A 19,571-nucleotide genomic window follows, 5' to 3' on the forward strand; every position below is an offset into this window, starting at 1 on the left:
TTTTCAGCTAAATTCAACGCTTACATTTTAAATCTACAGCACAAGGACAGACTTCGTGAAAATTAAAAACACACCGAATGCTATCGACCCAAATCTTGACCTTGAAAAAGCACGCCAAGACAGTTTAGAGCTAATTAATAAGCGTGCTTATGTGTCCGCAGGTGCTGCGATGGTACCGATTCCATTATTTGATTTGGTGGTCGATCTCGGTGTGCTGAGTACATTATTACCCGAGATCAATGCCAAGTTTGGACTGGCGCCTGAACAAGTCAGTGTTTACGACCCTAAAACCAAAGAGGTGAACTGGAAAGAACTGCGTAAACGTGGCTTTGAATTATCAAGTTTTGTCGTCGCCCGCACCGCAGTGAAGCAATCCATCAATGGTCTACTTGGAAAATTTGTGACCAAACAAGTGACTAAGTTTATTCCGTTTGGTGGTTCATTGGTCGCAGGAACGCTCGGCTACATGATCCTGAAGAAGATCGCTGAAACTCATATCGAAGATTGCTATGAAACAGCAAAACGATTGCAAGATTCAAGTAATCGTAAAGTGGTCGGTACGCAGTAAAATTCTCTTGAATATGCAAATCTCAAATGAATAAAAAGCCTCTACTTAGAGGCTTTTAATCGCTCAAGGATATGCTCAAGTACCGCAATCCGAGCACTATTTTTATCATTAGTCGCCACGATCTGCCACGGAGCGCAGTCGGTTGAGGTATGCTCAATCATATCCGCCGCCGCTTGTAGATACTCATCCCATTTTTCTCGATTACGCCAATCCTCATCGGTAATTTTAAAGCGTTTATGCGGTGTCACTTCACGGGCTTTAAAGCGTTTCTCTTGCTCGTCTTTGTCGATCGCCAGCCAAAACTTAATCAACACGGTTTGGTTGTCCATCAAATCTTGTTCAAAGCGGTTAATTTCTGCATAAGCACGCTTCCATTCAAAGGGCTTGGCAAAGCCTTCAAGTCGTTCAACCAAGACCCGCCCATACCAAGAACGGTCAAAGATGGTAATGTCACCGTTTTTAGGTAGTTTCGTCCAAAACCGCCAAAGATACGGACGGCGTAATTCGTATTTTTCTGGCGCTCCGATGGTATAAATATCATATTCACGTGGATCAAGTTTTTTGATGATGCGCTTGATCGCACCGCCCTTGCCTGCTGCATCCATGCCTTCAAACACGATCACCACATTGCGCTCATCTTGACGCATGGCTTTGGCGACTTTTTTACTCAATGCTTTGAGCTGATCTTTATAGTCATCTTCAGCGAGCACTTCTTCGTCAAATTGAGTCAATTCTTCTGGAATTTTTGATTTTTTCCAACGTCCTGTGATGGCGTCAGGGATAATTTCAGATAAGGGTTGCTTTAATGCAGAGAGTACGACTTGGGCAAATTGTTGATCACGCCGTTCTTCATCTTCACCATCAATACAAATCCAATCGTCGGTGAAATGTGAGCGCAATTTTTGCAAGGTGTCATATTGCTTTTGACTACGCCAATCTAAACCGTGCAGTTGTTGCCATTTTTGTACGCTTGGATCAAGTTTGTCTAAGCGTTTTTGCAAAGCTTTCCAAGACAGATCAAACCAAATCTTGACCACATGCACATGATTGGCTTGCAGATCGAGCTCAAATTCACGCATGTTTTGTACATAATTTTTGAATTGTTCGGTATTGATCGGCTCGGATACGTGCATAGCCGTCGCCAACAGATCACTATACCAATTGCCAAATAAGAGCTTCATCTGACCTTCGGCAGGAATAAAACCTGCATAAGGTTGCCAAAATGGTTGCGATTGCGTCAATGGATGAGGTACTTCGGCTTTCACCATCAGATAGCGTGGATCAACCCATTCACGAAGCTGTTGCACAGCTTCTCCTTTGCCCGCAAGCTCAATACCGCTGATGAGAATCAAGACACTTTTGCCTTTGATACTGCCTCGCCCTTCTCGCAGTTGAAACTGTGCTTCGATCAAATCTGCGGAGAGTTCATCTTCATCACGGATTGCTAATTTTCCCAATTGCTCGGCGCTTAGACACGGCATCAACCGTGGCAAGTTTTCTACGATTTCCCCTTGCCCCGCCTGATCAGCTTGTTTATTTTTTGACGTTGACATGCTGTATTTACTCCGAATCTAAACCCTTCTAAAAAATCATCAAAGGACTGCGAAAATATTTGCGCTAAAAATACACTATTCAAATCCCACCACTTTCTTTTATACTCTTTTCAGCCACATGTCATGTTAAAAATATGTTAAAAACTGAACAACTTGCACACTACCTAAAGCAATATAAACAGCTCAGATTTCACCAGTCACCAAAATTGAAGTCATTGACATGGCAGGTTGCCCTGTGGCAAAAACAGCGCATGCAAAACGTGCATGGCAACTTATTTCAAAACGTGGCTTATCAAGAACTTGCCGATTTTTTCCAAACAGAATTATACAATTTCGATGCCTTAGATGTGCTTGATGGGCAACTTTCACTCATGTTGAAACAAAAGGTGAAACTTGATCACTGGCTTCCGAATGAAATTTTGGAATCTCTCGTCGAAGCGATGCAATTGGCACTGCTGACCATCAAACTTGATCAACAACTTGCAATACATCTGATTCGTCAAAAACGTGAACTCAACGATGAAAATCTCATTCTCATCTCGCTCGAAGTCAATCAAAAAGCAAATCGCTTACGTCAGCTTAAACTCTTTCAAAGTGTCAGTCACCAACTCTCACGACATGCACAATCGTTATTGCTTCGTACTTCGTTAAAACTGGCAAAATCCAAACTCAAAGAGCGTGGCTTTGCACCGATGTACCAGTATCTCGATCATAGTTTTCGAGTGATGAGAAGTAATCGCCAAGCCAAAGATTTTTTTATTCATTATGCACAACAAGAACAATGCTTTTTAGATTATTTGGTCAATGTCAAACCAACTGACCTCAATGTATATTATGATGCTGCATCTCAGCAAATATGTCGTAAGCACATCGAATCTTCCGCACAACCGCTTTAAACTTTTTTATTCTTTTTTTTTGAGGTTTCTATGTCTAAGTTTGACTTTTTACAACAACAACTTACCGATTATCAAAACCTACAAAGCCACCAAGATCAAACTTTAGCGTCGAAATTATTACAAGTCCAAATATGGCAAAAAGCACGCATGCAACACACACATGCTGATTTTTTTGCAATACCTGAACATCAGCCAATGGCTCATTATTTTCTCAATCGTTTGTATGGTGCAGATGACTTCAATGAATTAGCACGTCAAATTGACCGTTTTATTCGCAACTCACACACTGTAGAAAAAATTATCCCTAAATCTGCCTTACAAACAGGTGATGCAGGTGTTGAACTTGCGATTTTGGCGATTCAGCTTGATGAACAAGTGGCGAAGTATTTATTGGAAAATTATCCTACCGACACCCCACTTGATGACGAAATGATGCGCCGTGCCTATCTCGCAGTCGATCAGTACGCACCTCGCTTACATCAAATGGAGCTATTAGAGCTACTCGGCACGAAACTCGATAAATATGTCCGTTCAACCATGGTCAAAACAGCATTTAAACTGTCTAAAGGCATTGCTTATCGCTATGAAGCAAATACCATTTATGACTTTATTGATGATGGCTTTAAGGCGATGGCACCACTCGGTTCTGCTCAGGATTTCATTGCGACTTTTACTAACAAAGAAAAGCAAATCATTGATGCCGTACATTCAGGACATCCAACGCCATTTCAGCTTTAATCAAAATATTGAGATACGGTCACAGCGATTGATTTTGTCATGATCGTCGTTTACATCAACAACTTGCTAACAGCGCGTAGATTGCTTGCACAAATTTGCAAATATAGGCATGTTGATGGACTTTGATTATGTTATCTTTTCAACATCTATTTATGTCCGTATTAAAAACGCCTGAGGAGTGCGATATGTCTAGCGACAATCAAAACAGCGATAGCCATGATAAAAATAATCAGCAAAAGACCAGTCCATTTCTCACTGAAACACTCCCACAAGGCACACCACAAGGTCAGCAACAAAGCTTAGAATTACTTGGCGGTGTTGGTGAAAGTAAAACCAATACAGGCGCAATTCCAAAATACAACCTACCTCGTGGTGCCAATACAGGCAATGTCGGTGCAACCACGCACTTTGGCTACAAAACTGTCGATAGCACAGAGAAAGAACAAAAAGTCGCAGAAGTTTTTCACTCCGTTGCCAGTAAATATGACTTGATGAATGACTTGATGTCTTTTGGTATTCATCGTCTTTGGAAGCGTTTTGCCATTCAAATGTCAGGTGTACGTCGTGGTCAGCATGTGCTCGATATCGCAGGCGGTACAGGCGACTTGGCAAAAGTATTTAGCCGTGAAGTCGGTGAGACTGGTCATGTGGTGCTTTCAGACATTAACGAATCCATGCTCAATGTCGGTCGTGATCGTTTGCTTGATGCAGGTTGTACCAATGTCGATTTCGTCCTTGCCAATGCCGAAACTTTAGAGCCATTTGCTGATAATAGTTTTGATCTCCTGACCATCAGCTTTGGTCTACGTAATGTGACGGATAAAGATGCGGCACTGGCTGCGATGTATCGTGTACTCAAGCCAGGCGGTCGTTTGTTGATTTTAGAATTTTCAAAACCGATCTTTGAGCCATTATCAAAACTCTATGATCTGTATTCATTCACCGCTTTGCCTGTGATGGGGAAATTGGTCGCCAATGATTCAGAAAGCTATCGCTATTTGGCTGAATCAATTCGTATGCACCCAGATCAGCACACCTTAAAACAAATGATGCAAAATGCAGGCTTTGATCAGTGTGATTATCACAATCTGACCGGTGGTATAGTGGCAGTACATCGTGGCTTTAAACTATAGTCAGAGAACTTAAATCCTGCTACAGCGTTAACCTCGCTTGAAGTACTATCTGTACACCTTCGCTCGGTTGCCTTGTATCAGAAATTAATTTCATAGACTATATAAATCAACAAGCCATTCCATTCAAAAGGGAAAAAATAAAGACATGTGGTCAATCCTTGCGCTCGGTGCATGTGAAAAACTCATCAATGGCATCATCAATAGTGATGCCATCACCCGACTCAAGCTCGATGCACTACACGGGCAATGCTTGCGTGTGGTGATCGATCAGCCACAGCTCAGTGTCGATACGTTTTTTGATCAAGGTAAAATCCGTCTTGAACCAACTGCGCTTGGACAGGCAGAAAAGCATCTTTCTAAACCGAGCATATTTGAGCAACGTCCATTTGATCATGCAGAAAAAGTCACGGAAGCCACAGCCACTTTGCATGTGAAAAATGTGGTGGAATTGATCAAACTCATTACTACAGATAGTGATCAACTCGGTACGGTTCCATTGCAGGGTGATTATCATTTGCTCTTTGCTTTAAAAGAAATCATTGCTCAGCTTGATATTGATCTGGCTTCACGCTTAAGTCCGTGGATTGGTGCAACGGCTGCGCATGAGCTCGGCAAAGTGCAGAATGTGCCAAACCATCTCGCCAAGACATTGAAAAGCGCTGAGTTTATGTTTAGCGACAGTATTCGAGAAGATTCAGGCGTATTTGCATCACGATGGCAGATGGATGATTTACAGCGAGAAACCCGTCAGCTCAATCAATCCTTAGACCGCTTAGAAGCCAAAATGGCTGAACTGAATGCAGGGTTTTCAACTGACTCTGAACATAATCAACCCCATTGAAAAAACATTAGACTAGGATTTGCTCGGTATGGTGCCACATCTGACTCGACTTTTAGAACTATGGCGCATTGCGGCGCATTATCGTTTGGATACACTGATTCCTGCCGATGAATTGCCTGCAAAAGCACGCCAGATCGTCAAGTTGATTCGTGCCAATCCTGCGGCGTGGTCATCTCGTGAAAAGCGCAATCCACTGAAGTTAAAACAAGCCTTAGAGGACATGGGACCATTGGCGATCAAGATGGGACAATTGCTCTCGACACGCCGTGATTTGATTCCGCCTGAGATTTTATCGCAACTGACTTTGTTGCAAGATCAGGTTAAACCCTTTGCGGTGGATGTTGCTAAAACTCGCATTAGTGATGCCTTTAAAGCCGATCTAAATACTTTATTTCAACGCTTCGATGAGCAACCACTGGCTGCCGCCTCGATTGCGCAAGTGCATACCGCAGCGTTTCATGATGGACGAGAGGTGATCGTCAAGGTCACCCGTCCTGAGATTCGCAAGCAGATTTTACGTGATTTTGAGATTTTGACGTGGCTTGGTACTTGGCTTGAGCAGCGCCTTGAAGCGGCTCGTGCTTTGCATATTAGCGAGATTATTCAAGAATATCGTGCGGTGATTTTGAATGAGCTTGATCTGACCATTGAGGCAGATAATACTCGCCGTATGCGTCATTACTTCACTGGCTCAAGCATGATGTATGTGCCTGAAGTCTATATGGATAGTACCGATGTGATGGTCGCTGAACGCATCACAGGTGTGCCGATTTCCGACACAGAAACATTTGATCGACTCGGTATGGATCGTGCAGATTTGGCGGAAAAAGGCTTAACTATCTTTTTCACCCAAGTTTTTCGGGATAACTTTTTCCATGCTGATATGCACCCTGGTAATGTCTTTGTTGAAACCTTAAATCCGCAAAACCCACGCTATATTGCGCTCGACTGCGCTATCATGGGCGAACTGTCCAAAGCCGATCAAATGACTGTTGCTCGGATGCTCCTTGCGGTGATGAATAGCGACTTTATGCAATTGATTCAGATCGTGCATCAAGCAGGTTGGATTCCGCCTGATACCGATCAAGATGGTTTGGCACGTGAGATGCGACGCACAGTTGGTCCAATGGTATCCAAACCGATGGATCAGCTTGATTTTGCGGGGATTCTGCTGCAAATCATGGATATTGCACGTCGTTTCCGATTGGAAATTCCACCGCAATTGATGCTATTGCTCAAAACTTTAGTGCATGTCGAGGGCTTGGGCACTGACCTCTATCCACAGCTCGACATTTGGAAGTTGGCAAAACCGATTCTCACCGAATGGGTCAAACAACAAATGAATCCTGCCAAGAATCTCAAAGAGCTAGGACAGCAAATTCCTGATCTGTTACTCGGTGCGCAGGACTTACCAAGTATGTTGATCGACAGCATCAATGGACTGAAAAATCAAGCCGTATGGCACGATCGCCAAATCCGTGAATTACAAACATTACGATTACAGGTTGCGCAACAACAACGACGTAATTGGATTTTTGGCAGTGTTTTTATTTTTCTACTCAGCCTTGCCATGATTACGCCGATATTTATTGGTATTATTTTCTATATCTTGGCGGCATTGGTGGCGATTTGGCGAGTGATGAATTAACCCATCATTTGCCTTGAATCTACACTTAGGATGTTGAATTTACATCGAATTTTAAAATCTGAAATCCCACCAATCGCCGTGCTCGAAACTGTAAGAGCAAGTTTAAATTGGCGCAGTAAACCACACTACCTAAGTTTAAAAAATCAATCTGTTTAACTCGTAAAATATTTAAACAAAATGCTTTGCTTGTGCCATACGCCAACACTTGCAAGAGTTGTTGCTGGTGTAATCCAAGCTGTGACAATTGACGCTGTGAAAGTGACATGATCTGATTTGAATTAGCGTAGTATGAACTGATGCTGTGTGAATTGCTTTGCATGAAATGATTGGCGATATGATTCATGACTTTATCCTTTGATTCAATCCTGAGGTGTGCTGTATGTCGAATTGGTCATACAGCACACATTTTTTAATTTTGAATTGATGATTTTGGTTTAATGATTTCGGTTTAATGATTTTGGTTGAGTAACTTTCGCTTAACCGTTCGACTTGGGATGTTTCAGACGCATCTGATACCAATCCACATTTCGGGTAATAAACATCACTGCAGCCACCAGTACAAAGGCAAAGATCGAACCCATAAAGAAGGTTTTTTCCGCAGATTGTAGGAGCACATACATCACCACATACAGACTGCCCAACAGCACACTAAACAAAATTGCATGAAGCCATTTGCCCATCACAAAGCGCAGATACCAACCGATCAAGCCAATACAGGCAATGGCGGCGATGTTGTAGGCGCTGAGGAAGCTATATTGCTCACTAAAGGAAAGTAACAGCAGAAAAAATACCGACTGTGCAATTCCGACCAGCAGATATTGGATCGGGTGAATCGCTAAGCCTTTCAGGCTTTCGAACAAGAAAAAACTGGCAAAGGTGATTAAAGTAATCATCCAGCCGTATTTAATCGCACGATCGGTCTGACTATAAACATTCACTGGTTCGATAAATTCCACCGCAAAACCTGATGCTTCAGACAAAACTTCGCCCGTCTTGTCTTCATAGTAGTCACTGCTCTGATGATTGTATTGACTACAGTTCATCGCATTCCAACAGCGCATATAGTCTTGGCGGTTTTGATAGCCCAGTGTGATGCTCTGCCATTTGGCACTAAAATGCTGATCAAATGAACTGTTCTGAGTTGGCAGGCTATCGCCAAAGTATTTGGCATCTGCCCAATTCCCTGTGGCATTAAATGTGGTTTTTTCAGTGGTGGGCACGAGGCTAAACACCTGCAAACCCTCTAGACTCATATCCAACGTAAAATCAAAATCATTCAGACTAAGATTCGGTAAAGCCACACTCAGATAAGAAATGCCACCACCAGAACCTGTCTTTTGATATTCAGAAAAATCAAGTTGGCGCTTTTCCCCACCGATGGTCAAAATCGGCTTTTGATGCACACCACGTAAATCTTTAATCGGTAATACAAATCGAGCCGACTGCCAATCCAGTGTGCGCTGATTTGCTGTGACCACCTGTTCATTCACATGACGAAATTTCCCCTGACTTTTTAAAGTCGCCATATAACTGATAGCAGCATAAATCGTGCGCCGATACTTCTCATCACTGACATCAAACTTAGCATCCCAGTCGATCTGTTCAGGGAAAAACAGTTGTTCGCCTGACTCAGCACAGAGCTTATCTTTCAGCGCTGGATTTTCCCGATAATCACATGCCACCATCTGCGTATACGGCACAGTAATAAATGGACTAACCAATCGCTGTGAGTCGATTTGATTGCGCTCGATCTCCCGCACCACTTGATTTTGATAACCCTCCCGTTCATAAACAATATAATTAACAAAGCTCAGCCCTAGCGCAAACAAACCGAGCAAAGCACCCAAGATAAAAAGTTTTAAAAAGAGTTGACGTTGTTTCATGACACATCCCACTGTAGTTATTTGACAGTTATATTTTCGGAAGATGACATGTGTTTTTTAGGAGTGCTTAATGTGGAAAAGGTGATTTTTTGGTGAACTTCTGGCTAATGCAATTTCAGTTTAGGATTTTTTTAGTTGAATCTCCACCAGAACGCCTTGTAGATTTTTAACATGAGCATTATTTTCAGTAATGGCTGAAAGCACACTAGCTTCAAAAGGCGAATTGGTATGATTTTGCAAGGATTCAACATTTTTAATCTGAATCGTTCCGCCCGAGCCATCCAAAACTTGCTGAACAATGGTCAAGCCAATGCCCGAACTACGTTGCTGGGTCTCAGGGCGAGGCAAAGAATAATAATGCTCAAAAATATGCGTCATGGCAAAGTCAGGAATCAATGTGCCTTGATTAAACAGAACGATCTGAAAATGATGCTCTTGCTCAGTGAGTTGCACGATCACTACGCCTTCATTTGGCGTAAAATCTAGGGCATTATCCAAGACATTATTCACCGCTTGTTTGAGCCAAAAGGCGTCGCTGTTTAATTCACAATTTGGCTGAATCTGTTGTATCAACTGGATTTTTTTCTGTTGAATCCGACTACCCTGTGCCTCGATTAAATTTTCGATAAGCACAGAAAGATTCAGCCGTTCTCGTTCAAATTTCTTCGCTGATTTTTCCAAACGAGTGAGGAGTAACATGCGATCAATCAAATCACGCAGGCGCTTACTTTGCTCTTCGATATTACGGGCAAAATGTTGTTGATGATCGAATGGTAATGGGTCTTGTAAAATCTCTGCGCTGGCTTGGATTGCCGTCAGTGGACTTTTTAGCTCATGGGTGAGCGTATTGACATAATGCTCGACATAGGCACGATCTTCGAGCTTTTCACGCATTTCGGTCACAGCTTGGGTGACTTGATTCAGCTCTTTGGCGGAATAAAAATGCGGTGCTTCATTGACAGGTGCAAGTGCCTGCGCATAACGGCGCACCCGATCAATACTACGTCTCAACCACCATGCCACGATACTAGCAAACAGCAGACTGATGATCGCCACCCAAATGGCTTTTTCTAAGAAATGCTTTTGCGCACGGCTAATATACGGCTGTACGGAAAAATTGGGCTTGCCTAGACTGACCACACCAATGAGCTGACTATCATAAATAATCGGTGCCGCAATATACATGGTGCTACTTTGTTCATCATCGACATTGGTACGAGTCGAACGTGCGCCGTAACGCCCTCGCAGGGTCAGATAGACATCATTCCACTGCGAATAATCCTGTCCCGTGCCCACACCTGTCGAGTCATACAGCACAATGCCTTTCGCATCGGTAATATAAATCTGCTGATGAATTTGATTTTTGCTGTGTTGCCAAATCTGCGCATGTAAATCACGAGATAAGGCATGTTGAATTTTTACATTAAACTCAGGCGTGTTGACATAGCCCGAATGCACGTCTTCGGCGATCAGTTGCGCCACGATATTGGCATTTTCCGCAAGCGTGTCTTCAACCACTTGGCGCACGTTGGGTTTAATCTGCTGATTGATGGTGTAAAGCATAAACCACAGCACCACGATCAAAATCAGGCTAAAGAAAAACCAAATGCGCACAAAGATCGACATGCTATTTTTCTCGTACTAAGTCAGCGTTTCTGTGACCGAAAAATCACTGAATTTTGCATTTCCCAACGCCAAATCCACTGCCGCTTCCGCATGAATCTGCGCTGAATCGAAAATGGCTGTGTTTAACTCCAATTGTTCAGTCAACAAGACCAATTCGGTGCAACCCAAAATGATTCCTTGCGCACCTTGAGCGCTTAAATCGTCAATCATACTTTGGAATTTTTTTGCAGACTCTGCATTCACAATCCCTAAACACAGCTCTTGATAAATGATCTGGTGCAACTGATCTTGGGTTGCCTCATCAGGGGTCATGGCATGAATGCCGTGCATTGCCAAGCGTTCCCGATAAAACGGCAGTTGCATGGTATATTTGGTGCCGAGCAAAGCCACAGTGTTGAGATTTTTTTGTACAATGGCTTTTGCAACACAGTCCGCCATATGTAGCACAGGAATGTCTAGCGCAGACTGTACCTGATCGTAAACTTTGTGCATGGTATTGGCGCAAATCAGCACCATATCGGCATCGGCACGTTGCAGTTGTTTTGCATTTTCAGCCAATGCTTCGCCTGCATCCTGCCAACGGTTTTGTTGTTGGTATTCAGCGACTTCGGCGAAATAAACACGATTGATCATCACTTTGTCAGAGTTTAAACCACCAAGCTGTTGCTTCAGTTTGCGGTTGATGAATTGATAATAAAGCTGTGTCGATTCCCAACTCATTCCGCCAATCAGTCCGATGGTTTTCATGTTTTACTCCATCGCATTGTCAAATCATAGACGACGCTGAATTGATTATTTCGTCCACAATAGCACTGAAACAATTCCCGCCGCAATCAATGGACCCACAGGCACTCCACGAAAAAAGGTCACGCCAATAATCGTCCCGACCAATAGCCCTGTCACCACCGTCGGCTGATCAACCATCAAGGTCACACCTCGTCCACCAAGCCAAGCCACCAACACCCCAACGATCACCACAACCATGGTTTTCCAGTGGGTAAAGACTTGCATCATGTCTTCGGCTTGGATTTTGCCACTGACCAAAGGTGACAATACGGCAATAGTCAGAATGATAATGCCAAGATGCAAACCATACTTTTCCATCATCGGCGCATACTGCACCAACGGCGTATGCAACACGATCAGTAAAACTGCCGAAGCAATAGTGATCGAGGAGTTATGGCTAATCACACCCAAAGCAATAAAAACAAGGAGCAACAAAGAAATCGCATGTGTGGAAAGAAAAAACATGATTAAAAATGAAATACTGAGCAGGAAGCCGATATTATGCGTGAATGCGATCTAAACCGCTATTCGACTTCAGCGTAATACTTTGTTAGTTCGATCACTTTGATAATTTTAACCTTAATAATTAGGCATCAGATGATTAAAAACCGTATGCTACGTGGGAGCGTCAGTCGCACTGTTCGAGGGCAGAATAGCATTGGTAAATTCCTGTTTTTCAAGGTATTGGATAAATTTCAGCATATAACCGAGTTTGCGACTGACAAATGGTTTTGGTTACTTTTCCCGAAAGAAAAGTAACTCGAACCGAAGGTTAATCCCAAAATAGGCGCATAAACTGCAAAACCTTGTCTAAAATATTATGCTTTTCAATACTATACATCTCATAATTAATCGAAGTCAGGCTAATTTTAATTGCTGTAATTTATTGCAATTCTAAACTATAGCCAAAGCCACGATGCGTTTGAATCGGCTCTAATTCGCTACGGACCTTTTTCAGCTTGGCACGTAGACTTTTGATATGCGTATCCACTGTCCGATCAAGACTATGATCAGGATGCTCCCAAACTTGATCCATCAACTGCTGACGACTAAACACCTGACTCGGATGATCAATCAAAAATTTCAGTAAACCATATTCATAACGAGTCAATTGCAAGGCTTCGCCAAAATATAAAATCTGCAAACGCTCGGGATGACATTGCCAAACGGATTGTTGTTCTTGAACAATCTCTACGGAGGCTGTTGTGGGTGAATTTACTGATACAGAATTGTGCGAAAGTTGCATGCGTCGCCAAACCGATTTAATCCGAGAAATAATTTCCCTTGCGCTAAATGGCTTATGACAATAATCATCGGCACCAATTTCTAGCCCAACGATCCGATCAATCTCATCATCACGAGCAGTCAGAAATAGTAACGGCGTATGGCAATATTGACGCAGTTGTTTACAGACTTCGAAGCCATCAATATCAGGCAAACCCACATCGAGAATAATAAAATCAAAAGTGCGAGATTGTGTTTCCGCCAATGCCAACCGCCCTTGACTGACCCAAGTCACTTGCCAACCTTCACGCTCTAGCGCATATTTTAATGGCATGACAATGGCAGCATCATCTTCGACATAGAGTATCTGTTTGGCAGTGGTCATAAGAGATTTGTTTGAGGAATAATGATTTTAAGATTAAGTAAAACGGCTGGTTTTCACAAGTGATCTTTCTTTTAGAAATTATTTTTTAGAATCAATACGGCTTTTGAGATAACCGTGCCCTGTAAAATCATGACGGGATACAACACAACACTACAGGACGCATTGATCGAGGCGATGGATCAGTCTCAATCACTCATATTCGGATAAAATATGAATGGACTTAGTGTAAGCATTTTTACAAAAAAATCCATGCCAAAATGTAAAATTAAACCGATGGTTTCGCATTTGGTGACATTTCAACCATCGTTTTCAACAAAACTAGGGTCTGTTGACATTTGTTGTATAAAAAAATAGCGAGATAGTAAAATTAAATCGCCAAACCCAAGTTTACACTCGCTAAGCCTCGCACAAAGCTAAATGATCAACATTGGTCAAAGATACAAAACATTTTCCTTCAATTTAATATTTATCTCAAACCAAATTTGAGAAATATTGTAGAAGCTATACTGTTTCGTATAAGAACAGGTTGTCCTTGGCGTGATTTACCTCAAGAATTTGGTAATTCAAACTCAATATTTCAAAAATATAATCGTTGGTCTAATAATCATAAATTAATGAAAATATTTAAGTTATTTGCTAATAATGCAGATATTGAATGGATATTCATTGATGGGAGTCACGTGAGAGCACACCAACATTCTTCAGGAATAAAAGATCAGGATATTTCAAAAAGTATTGGTGGTAATAGTTCAAAAATCCATTTGGCTGTTGATTCTAATGGTAATCCTATTGAGTTTATAATTTCTGATGGGACAACTCATGATATGAAAGTTGCGCCAATCTTAGTTCAGCAATTAGACCTTACTGAAACTGAAACGATGTGCGCAGATAAAGGATATGATTCTGAATATTTGAGAGTACAGATTCAAAATACGAATACCAAAGCAAATATTCCTAGAAAGTCTAATACGCAATCGAACAATGACCATATGGACTGGTATCTATATAAAATCAGACACTTAGTAGAGAATGCGTTTTGTCGATTAAAGCATTTTAGAGGAATTTCTACGCGATTTGATAAGCTAAAGCGTAACTTTAAAAGTGCTGTCGCTTTGGCTTGTATCTATATTTGGTTGCCTTTATGAAATGTCAACAGACCCTAATCTGTGTTAATCAATTTTATAATCAATAATCACAGGTGCATGGTCGCTAAACCATTGCTCTTTATACACCCAAGCATTGACGGTGCGGTCTTTCCAATCTGGAGAGCAAGCATGATAATCAATGCGCCAACCGACGTTATTGGCACGAGCCTGCCCTCGATTCGACCACCACGAATACAGCTCCGCTTCATCACGTACCACACGGAAAGTATCGACATAACCCAAATCATCATAAATATGATCAAGCCACGCACGCTCATGCGGTAGACAGCCTGACGATTTTTGATTGCCTGACCAGTTTTTAATGTCGATGCGCTTATGCACGATGTTGTAATCACCACAGACGATGATGGATTTATTTTGTTTGCGCCAATCACTTAATATTTGTTGATATTGCTCAAGGAAATGATCTTTGCGAGCTTGCGCCTCATCACCCGATGAGCCAGATGGCAAGTACAATGAGCAGATAAAAACATTTTCAGGTAGACCTAAATCAAACTCGGCACTGACAAAACGTCCTTGTGTATCGGCAAGCTCAAAACCTAAACCATTAGTGACGCTGACAAAAGGCAGACGACTATACACCGCCGTGCCTGCATAGCCTGCTTTTTGCGCTTCAAACATGTGCACATGCCAACCCTCAGGTTTAAAGGCATCCGTCCATTGATGTTCGCTGATGCGTGTTTCTTGCATACAGACCACATCGGCTTCGGACTGTTCGAGCCATTCAAAAAAGCCTTTTTTATGCGCCGAACGTAGTCCATTCACGTTGATTGAAACGACACGTAAAATTTTTGTCTCACTTGGATAGCTATCCTTTGGTATCATGCCGAGCAGTATCCTTATTTCAGATTCACATGGTTAAAAATTGGAGCATAACACATGACGACGATCAATACTTTTCAAGCCCAAGCATTTATCGAATTGGCATTATCCGGTGGTGTGCTCAAGTTCGGCGAATTTACCTTAAAGTCTGGTCGTGTCAGCCCATATTTCTTCAACGCGGGCTTACTGAATGATGGTGAGGCTTTGGCATTACTTGCCAATGGTTATGCCGATCAACTGATGCAATGTGAAGATGTCGAAGTGATCTTTGGACCTGCGTACAAAGGCATTCCGTTTGTGGCAGCGACCGCTGTTGCATTGGCGCAGAATCATCAAAAAAGCGTGCCGTGGGGATTTAACCGCAAAGAAGCCAAAGATCATGGCGAAGGTGGCGTCTTGGTGGGTGCAAGCGTTGCAGGGAAAAAAGTTTGGATCATTGATGATGTGATCACTGCAGGCACAGCGATTCGTGAAGTGGTGACGATTTTGAAAAATGCAGGTGCTGAAATCGCTGGCGTATTAGTGGCTTTAGACCGTCAAGAACGTGGTCAAGGTGAATTGTCTGCGATTCAAGAAGTGCAAAAAGAGCTGAACATTCCAGTTCATGCTTTGATTACCATGAAGGATTTAATGGATTATTTGGATCAAAAAGGCGAAACAGCATCTTTGGAAAATATGCAGGCATATCGTAAGCAGTATGGAATTTAAGGATTTTTAATTTTTAAGAATCGATGATCTAAAAATCAAAAACCACAGCACGATGGTTCGGCTGTGGTTTTTTTATATGCTCAACGATATTAAGCGGAGCGTATATTTTGAAAACTTATGAGCAAACAGGTGCCAATTTTTCGATACGCTTATATTTAAGCTGTGCAGATTTACCCTCTGGTAAACTCTGCTCAAGAATCAAATCTGTCGCACTCAAGGTATTAATGGTCAAGGTTTGCGTCACTTCACCATCTTCACGGATTTCGACATTTTTGCCGTTTACGGTGTAGTCATATTCTTCTTGGTCAATGGCTTCATTTGAGTCATCTTCGCAGTCGAACGCATACATGGTGATTTTACCATTACGAAGCTCAGTCACATTGGCAATGCCATCTTCGACTTTATCAAAAGCCCAATAACCATCTGCAGCACCTGCGAATGCTTGGCTTGTCGCAAAAGTTGCAACGAATGAGAATGCAAGGGAGAGAAGCGTGTTTTGTTGGAGTTTCATGGCAAATTACCTGACAAGAGTTAGCAATGCCTTAATGATAGGTCACTGTGAAAAAATGTCTAGTAATTATACAGAACTGCTTAGTCTAATTTACTTAACAGTCCTTTTATTTCTTCATCACAATGAAACAAAATACCCAAACACGGTGGTTTGGGTATTTTGCATGTTCAGCTTAAATCAAATCTATGTTAGAACTTATAACGTAGCGTCAACGCATAATTACGTGGTTCACCATAACGATTCGATGTTGCGGTCACATACGAATAATATTTTTCATCTAAAACATTATAAGCATTTGCAGAAACGGTCAATTTTTCATTGATCGGGTAGCTCGCCATCAAGTTCACTAAAGCAAATGCAGGCTGAGTTGCTGAGATTGCACTATATCTAGAAAAAACTTGCTCGCTCTGATAATTCACCCCTGGAGCTGTATGAAACCCATGCGCCATGTGAATTCAAAACTTTGCGCATTAAACACGGCACACGTCAGCTTTATGTGCTTTTTGAAAATGTTGGCAAAGAACAGATTGATGAAACACATCCTAGATGGGATGAAATCATGGCGCATTTTTATCATAAAAGTTTTGCCAATGTTGAAGCATTTTTTCAAGATAAAGCCAAGCAAGATCATTGGGTTAAAGAAGCAATTAATGATGCTAAAAACCACGAAGAAGGTCAGACGATTACATCACATCATCTAAGTAGCAGTTTTAGCCTTCAATCTGCACAACATGGGAACTCTGAGCCTGTGCAACAGCAAGCAGATGTAGAGGATATGACCAAATCGTCGAGCAATAAATGGATGATGATTGCTGTGGTGGTTTTCCTTGTTGCAGTGTTGTTGGTGATAATGCGTTAAAACACAGAGAATCCTGTTGTAACTCAAATCCCTATATCCGCCAAATTGCCTTTTTGCTCAAGCCACTGCTTACGATCTGGTGCACGCTTTTTGGCAAGTAGCTTATCCAGTAAACTTGCGGTAAAGTGAATATCATCCAAATCCAGTTGCACCAAACGACGTGTATCGGGATCCATCGTCGTTTCACGCAGTTGAATCGCATTCATCTCACCCAATCCTTTGAATCGGGTAATTTGCGGATTTTTATTGCCTTTGACATTTTTCAAGATGCCATCTAGCTCATCATCATCTAGCGCATAATGCACATCTTTACCAATATCAATCCGATATAGCGGTGGCATGGCAACATACAGATGCCCTTCTTCCACTAAACTTGGAAAATGGCGCACGAATAAAGCACAGAGCAAGGTCGCAATATGCAATCCATCCGAGTCCGCATCAGCAAGAATACAGACTTTGCCATAGCGTAGCTCGGACAGATCATCACTACCCGGATCGACACCAATCGCAATCGCAATATCATGCACCTCTTGTGAAGCGAGTACCTCATCCGAAGCGACTTCCCAAGTATTCAAAATCTTACCTCGTATCGGCATGATCGCTTGGAAATTCTTATCACGAGCTTGCTTGGCACTTCCGCCCGCAGAATCACCCTCGACGATGAACAGCTCTGAATCTTCACGGGTTAATCCTGCACAATCTGCCAATTTCCCTGGTAATGCAGGTCCTGAAGTGATTTTTTTACGTTCAACTTTTTTTGCGGCTTTGAGTCGTCGTCCTGCTTTGGCAATGGCAAGCTCGGCAAGTTGTGTGGCGATGTCAGGATATTGATTCAGCCACAGTGCAAAAGCATCTTTGGCAATGTTCAGTACAATCCCTGCAGCTTCACGGCTCGATAGACGTTCTTTGGTTTGACCAGAGAATTGTGGCTCTTGGAATTTTAACGACAGAATAAAGTTCACGCCATCCCAAACATCTTCAGGGGAAATTTTTAAATTTCTTGGGAGCAAACTGCGCAATTCACAAAACTCACGCAGTGCATCGGTAATGCCCGAACGCAAGCCGTTGACATGTGTGCCGCCTTGCGCAGTTGGAATCAAATTAACATAGCTTTCTTGGATGGCTTCACCACCTTCGACATTCCAGCAAATAGCAAATTCACAACTCGATTTATCGACTTTACCACTCGATACATAGGGAATTTCAGGAAGAATATCTCGGTCTTGCACTTCATCTCGAAGATAATCGAGCAAGCCATTTTCAAATTGCCATTCGATTTTTTCATTGTTAATTTCATCGAAATATTCGATATGCAAGCCCGCAGCGAGTACCGCTTTGGCTTTGAGATTATGTTTGAGTGCTTTTAAGGCGAATTTCGGACTATCAAAATATTTTGGATTCGGTAAGAAATGAACCGTTGTCCCTGTGGTACGTTTTGGCGCTTTGCCTTCGAACACTTGCAATGGCTGGGTCGGCTCACCATCAGCAAAGTCCATTTTATAGAGATTGCCATCACGCTGAACCGTGACGTTGACTTGCGTAGAGAGCGCATTGACAACTGAAATACCAACACCGTGCAAACCACCTGAGAATTCGTAATTTTTATCGCTAAACTTACCACCTGCGTGCAGTTTGGTCAGGATAATTTCAATGCCACTTTGCCCATATTCAGGGTGAATATCGACAGGCATACCACGTCCATTATCTTCAACGGACAATGAACCATCTGCATGTACCACGACTTTGATTTTATTAGCGTGTCCTGCAAGTGCCTCATCAACCGCATTATCAATCACTTCCTGCGCCAAATGGTTTGGTCGAGTGGTATCGGTATACATGCCTGGACGACGACGTACAGGATCAAGACCAGATAAGACTTCGAGTGATTGGGCGGTATATGACACGTTATGCTTATTCCTTTAAAAGGCGGAAACTGTTTTTTCAATACTGTGCGTATTTTTACAGTAATTTTTAAGCTTTTAAAAGTGTTTGTACGATTTGCTCGTTTTAGCACGACAAATCTTGACTGCTTATTGCGCTTTTTGTCGGTTATTTTTCATTATTGTTCAGGCAAATTTCTCTTTTTACATAAACACTTTAGTCGAACTTGCCGAAAGCCGAGAACGTGTTATATTCAAGCATATGCAACATATCGCATAGATGTTGATCAATGTAATTTGTCATTTTGACAAGAGATATTGTCTAACAAGAATCACTTTATGAT

The 19,571-nt window shown here is 42.2% G+C and carries 20 protein-coding genes; 9 read left to right on the forward strand and 11 right to left on the reverse strand.

Annotation, left to right across the window (positions count from 1 at the left end; all coding sequences use genetic code 11):
* Positions 1 to 55: 55 nt before the first annotated feature.
* Positions 56 to 568 carry a hypothetical protein gene (locus ACE3PQ_RS04855; protein ID WP_374295705.1) on the forward strand — a complete coding sequence of 171 codons (513 nt, stop codon included), beginning with the start codon at positions 56 to 58 and terminating at the stop codon, positions 566 to 568.
* Positions 569 to 609: 41 nt separating this feature from the next.
* On the opposite strand, the gene ACE3PQ_RS04860 is transcribed toward ACE3PQ_RS04855, so the two are convergent.
* Positions 610 to 2,049: a phosphate--AMP phosphotransferase gene (locus ACE3PQ_RS04860; RefSeq protein ID WP_374295818.1), complete on the reverse strand. Its 1,440-nt coding sequence runs from the start codon at positions 2,047 to 2,049 to the stop codon at positions 610 to 612.
* Positions 2,050 to 2,255: 206 nt separating this feature from the next.
* Here ACE3PQ_RS04860 and ACE3PQ_RS04865 point away from each other — a divergent pair, with 206 nt between their 5' ends.
* From ACE3PQ_RS04865 to ACE3PQ_RS04885, 5 genes are all read left to right on the forward strand, one after another.
* Positions 2,256 to 3,017 (forward strand): hypothetical protein, encoded by a 762-nt coding sequence (locus ACE3PQ_RS04865; protein ID WP_374295707.1) that lies wholly within the window; start codon positions 2,256 to 2,258, stop codon positions 3,015 to 3,017.
* Positions 3,018 to 3,047: 30 nt separating this feature from the next.
* Positions 3,048 to 3,755, forward strand: coding sequence for a hypothetical protein (locus ACE3PQ_RS04870; RefSeq protein WP_374295709.1), 708 nt, complete (start codon positions 3,048 to 3,050; stop codon positions 3,753 to 3,755).
* Between the two features lie 185 nt (positions 3,756 to 3,940).
* Positions 3,941 to 4,888: a bifunctional demethylmenaquinone methyltransferase/2-methoxy-6-polyprenyl-1,4-benzoquinol methylase UbiE gene (gene ubiE, locus ACE3PQ_RS04875; protein WP_374295711.1), complete on the forward strand. Its 948-nt coding sequence runs from the start codon at positions 3,941 to 3,943 to the stop codon at positions 4,886 to 4,888.
* A gap of 145 nt (positions 4,889 to 5,033) precedes the next feature.
* The gene (locus ACE3PQ_RS04880; RefSeq protein WP_374295713.1) at positions 5,034 to 5,729 is read left to right on the forward strand and encodes an SCP2 domain-containing protein; all 696 of its coding nucleotides are present in this window, start codon (positions 5,034 to 5,036) and stop codon (positions 5,727 to 5,729) included.
* Positions 5,730 to 5,757: 28 nt separating this feature from the next.
* Positions 5,758 to 7,377: an ABC1 kinase family protein gene (locus tag ACE3PQ_RS04885; RefSeq protein ID WP_374295715.1), complete on the forward strand. Its 1,620-nt coding sequence runs from the start codon at positions 5,758 to 5,760 to the stop codon at positions 7,375 to 7,377.
* 25 nt (positions 7,378 to 7,402) lie between these two features.
* Here the strand turns inward: ACE3PQ_RS04885 and ACE3PQ_RS04890 are convergent, their stop codons facing one another.
* The 6 genes from ACE3PQ_RS04890 to creB form a co-directional block, all read right to left on the reverse strand.
* Positions 7,403 to 7,720, reverse strand: coding sequence for a hypothetical protein (locus ACE3PQ_RS04890; protein ID WP_374295718.1), 318 nt, complete (start codon positions 7,718 to 7,720; stop codon positions 7,403 to 7,405).
* Between the two features lie 133 nt (positions 7,721 to 7,853).
* A complete protein-coding gene (gene creD / locus ACE3PQ_RS04895; RefSeq protein ID WP_374295720.1) occupies positions 7,854 to 9,260 on the reverse strand; it encodes a cell envelope integrity protein CreD in 1,407 nt (468 codons plus the stop codon).
* A gap of 120 nt (positions 9,261 to 9,380) precedes the next feature.
* Complete coding sequence (gene creC, locus ACE3PQ_RS04900; protein WP_374295722.1) at positions 9,381 to 10,886, reverse strand: two-component system sensor histidine kinase CreC; 1,506 nt, start codon at positions 10,884 to 10,886, stop codon at positions 9,381 to 9,383.
* A gap of 15 nt (positions 10,887 to 10,901) precedes the next feature.
* Positions 10,902 to 11,633, reverse strand: coding sequence for an aspartate/glutamate racemase family protein (locus ACE3PQ_RS04905; protein WP_374295724.1), 732 nt, complete (start codon positions 11,631 to 11,633; stop codon positions 10,902 to 10,904).
* A 45-nt stretch (positions 11,634 to 11,678) separates the two neighbouring features.
* On the reverse strand, positions 11,679 to 12,137 hold the full coding sequence (locus ACE3PQ_RS04910) for a DUF441 domain-containing protein (RefSeq protein ID WP_374295725.1): 459 nt from the start codon (positions 12,135 to 12,137) through the stop codon (positions 11,679 to 11,681).
* 418 nt (positions 12,138 to 12,555) lie between these two features.
* A complete protein-coding gene (gene creB, locus ACE3PQ_RS04915) occupies positions 12,556 to 13,281 on the reverse strand; it encodes a two-component system response regulator CreB (RefSeq protein ID WP_374295727.1) in 726 nt (241 codons plus the stop codon).
* Positions 13,282 to 13,652: 371 nt separating this feature from the next.
* Here creB and ACE3PQ_RS04920 point away from each other — a divergent pair, with 371 nt between their 5' ends.
* Positions 13,653 to 14,426 carry an IS5 family transposase gene (locus tag ACE3PQ_RS04920; RefSeq protein WP_374295820.1) on the forward strand — a complete coding sequence of 258 codons (774 nt, stop codon included), beginning with the start codon at positions 13,653 to 13,655 and terminating at the stop codon, positions 14,424 to 14,426.
* A gap of 24 nt (positions 14,427 to 14,450) precedes the next feature.
* On the opposite strand, the gene ACE3PQ_RS04925 is transcribed toward ACE3PQ_RS04920, so the two are convergent.
* Complete coding sequence (locus tag ACE3PQ_RS04925) at positions 14,451 to 15,272, reverse strand: exodeoxyribonuclease III (protein WP_374295729.1); 822 nt, start codon at positions 15,270 to 15,272, stop codon at positions 14,451 to 14,453.
* Positions 15,273 to 15,326: 54 nt separating this feature from the next.
* On the opposite strand from ACE3PQ_RS04925, the gene pyrE reads away from it, so the two are divergent.
* The gene (gene pyrE, locus ACE3PQ_RS04930) at positions 15,327 to 15,977 is read left to right on the forward strand and encodes an orotate phosphoribosyltransferase (RefSeq protein ID WP_374295731.1); all 651 of its coding nucleotides are present in this window, start codon (positions 15,327 to 15,329) and stop codon (positions 15,975 to 15,977) included.
* Between the two features lie 115 nt (positions 15,978 to 16,092).
* Here the strand turns inward: pyrE and ACE3PQ_RS04935 are convergent, their stop codons facing one another.
* Together ACE3PQ_RS04935 and ACE3PQ_RS04940 are read right to left on the reverse strand one after the other, a co-directional pair.
* On the reverse strand, positions 16,093 to 16,488 hold the full coding sequence (locus tag ACE3PQ_RS04935) for a hypothetical protein (RefSeq protein ID WP_374295733.1): 396 nt from the start codon (positions 16,486 to 16,488) through the stop codon (positions 16,093 to 16,095).
* A 188-nt stretch (positions 16,489 to 16,676) separates the two neighbouring features.
* On the reverse strand, positions 16,677 to 16,937 hold the full coding sequence (locus tag ACE3PQ_RS04940; protein WP_241570308.1) for a TonB-dependent receptor: 261 nt from the start codon (positions 16,935 to 16,937) through the stop codon (positions 16,677 to 16,679).
* 14 nt (positions 16,938 to 16,951) lie between these two features.
* Between ACE3PQ_RS04940 and ACE3PQ_RS04945 the strand changes: the two genes are divergently transcribed.
* Complete coding sequence (locus ACE3PQ_RS04945) at positions 16,952 to 17,347, forward strand: hypothetical protein (RefSeq protein ID WP_374295736.1); 396 nt, start codon at positions 16,952 to 16,954, stop codon at positions 17,345 to 17,347.
* A gap of 23 nt (positions 17,348 to 17,370) precedes the next feature.
* Here the strand turns inward: ACE3PQ_RS04945 and parE are convergent, their stop codons facing one another.
* Positions 17,371 to 19,251, reverse strand: a complete 1,881-nt coding sequence (parE, locus tag ACE3PQ_RS04950; protein ID WP_374295738.1) for a DNA topoisomerase IV subunit B — start codon at positions 19,249 to 19,251, stop codon at positions 17,371 to 17,373.
* Positions 19,252 to 19,571 lie beyond the last annotated feature (320 nt).

The organism is Acinetobacter sp., from assembly GCF_041911495.1.
Lineage (GTDB): Bacteria > Pseudomonadota > Gammaproteobacteria > Pseudomonadales > Moraxellaceae > Acinetobacter.

Coding starts and splice junctions, on each gene's coding strand:
- ACE3PQ_RS04860 (WP_374295818.1), bottom strand. CDS start 2,049: ATGCCGTGTCTAAGCGCCGAGCAATTGGGAAAATTAGCAATCCGTGAT.
- ACE3PQ_RS04865 (WP_374295707.1), top strand. CDS start 2,256: ATGTTAAAAACTGAACAACTTGCACACTACCTAAAGCAATATAAACAG.
- ACE3PQ_RS04870 (WP_374295709.1), top strand. CDS start 3,048: ATGTCTAAGTTTGACTTTTTACAACAACAACTTACCGATTATCAAAAC.
- ubiE (WP_374295711.1), top strand. CDS start 3,941: ATGTCTAGCGACAATCAAAACAGCGATAGCCATGATAAAAATAATCAG.
- ACE3PQ_RS04880 (WP_374295713.1), top strand. CDS start 5,034: ATGTGGTCAATCCTTGCGCTCGGTGCATGTGAAAAACTCATCAATGGC.
- ACE3PQ_RS04885 (WP_374295715.1), top strand. CDS start 5,758: ATGGTGCCACATCTGACTCGACTTTTAGAACTATGGCGCATTGCGGCG.
- ACE3PQ_RS04890 (WP_374295718.1), bottom strand. CDS start 7,720: ATGAATCATATCGCCAATCATTTCATGCAAAGCAATTCACACAGCATC.
- creD (WP_374295720.1), bottom strand. CDS start 9,260: ATGAAACAACGTCAACTCTTTTTAAAACTTTTTATCTTGGGTGCTTTG.
- creC (WP_374295722.1), bottom strand. CDS start 10,886: ATGTCGATCTTTGTGCGCATTTGGTTTTTCTTTAGCCTGATTTTGATC.
- ACE3PQ_RS04905 (WP_374295724.1), bottom strand. CDS start 11,633: ATGAAAACCATCGGACTGATTGGCGGAATGAGTTGGGAATCGACACAG.
- ACE3PQ_RS04910 (WP_374295725.1), bottom strand. CDS start 12,137: ATGTTTTTTCTTTCCACACATGCGATTTCTTTGTTGCTCCTTGTTTTT.
- creB (WP_374295727.1), bottom strand. CDS start 13,281: ATGACCACTGCCAAACAGATACTCTATGTCGAAGATGATGCTGCCATT.
- ACE3PQ_RS04925 (WP_374295729.1), bottom strand. CDS start 15,272: ATGATACCAAAGGATAGCTATCCAAGTGAGACAAAAATTTTACGTGTC.
- pyrE (WP_374295731.1), top strand. CDS start 15,327: ATGACGACGATCAATACTTTTCAAGCCCAAGCATTTATCGAATTGGCA.
- ACE3PQ_RS04935 (WP_374295733.1), bottom strand. CDS start 16,488: ATGAAACTCCAACAAAACACGCTTCTCTCCCTTGCATTCTCATTCGTT.
- ACE3PQ_RS04940 (WP_241570308.1), bottom strand. CDS start 16,937: ATGGCGCATGGGTTTCATACAGCTCCAGGGGTGAATTATCAGAGCGAG.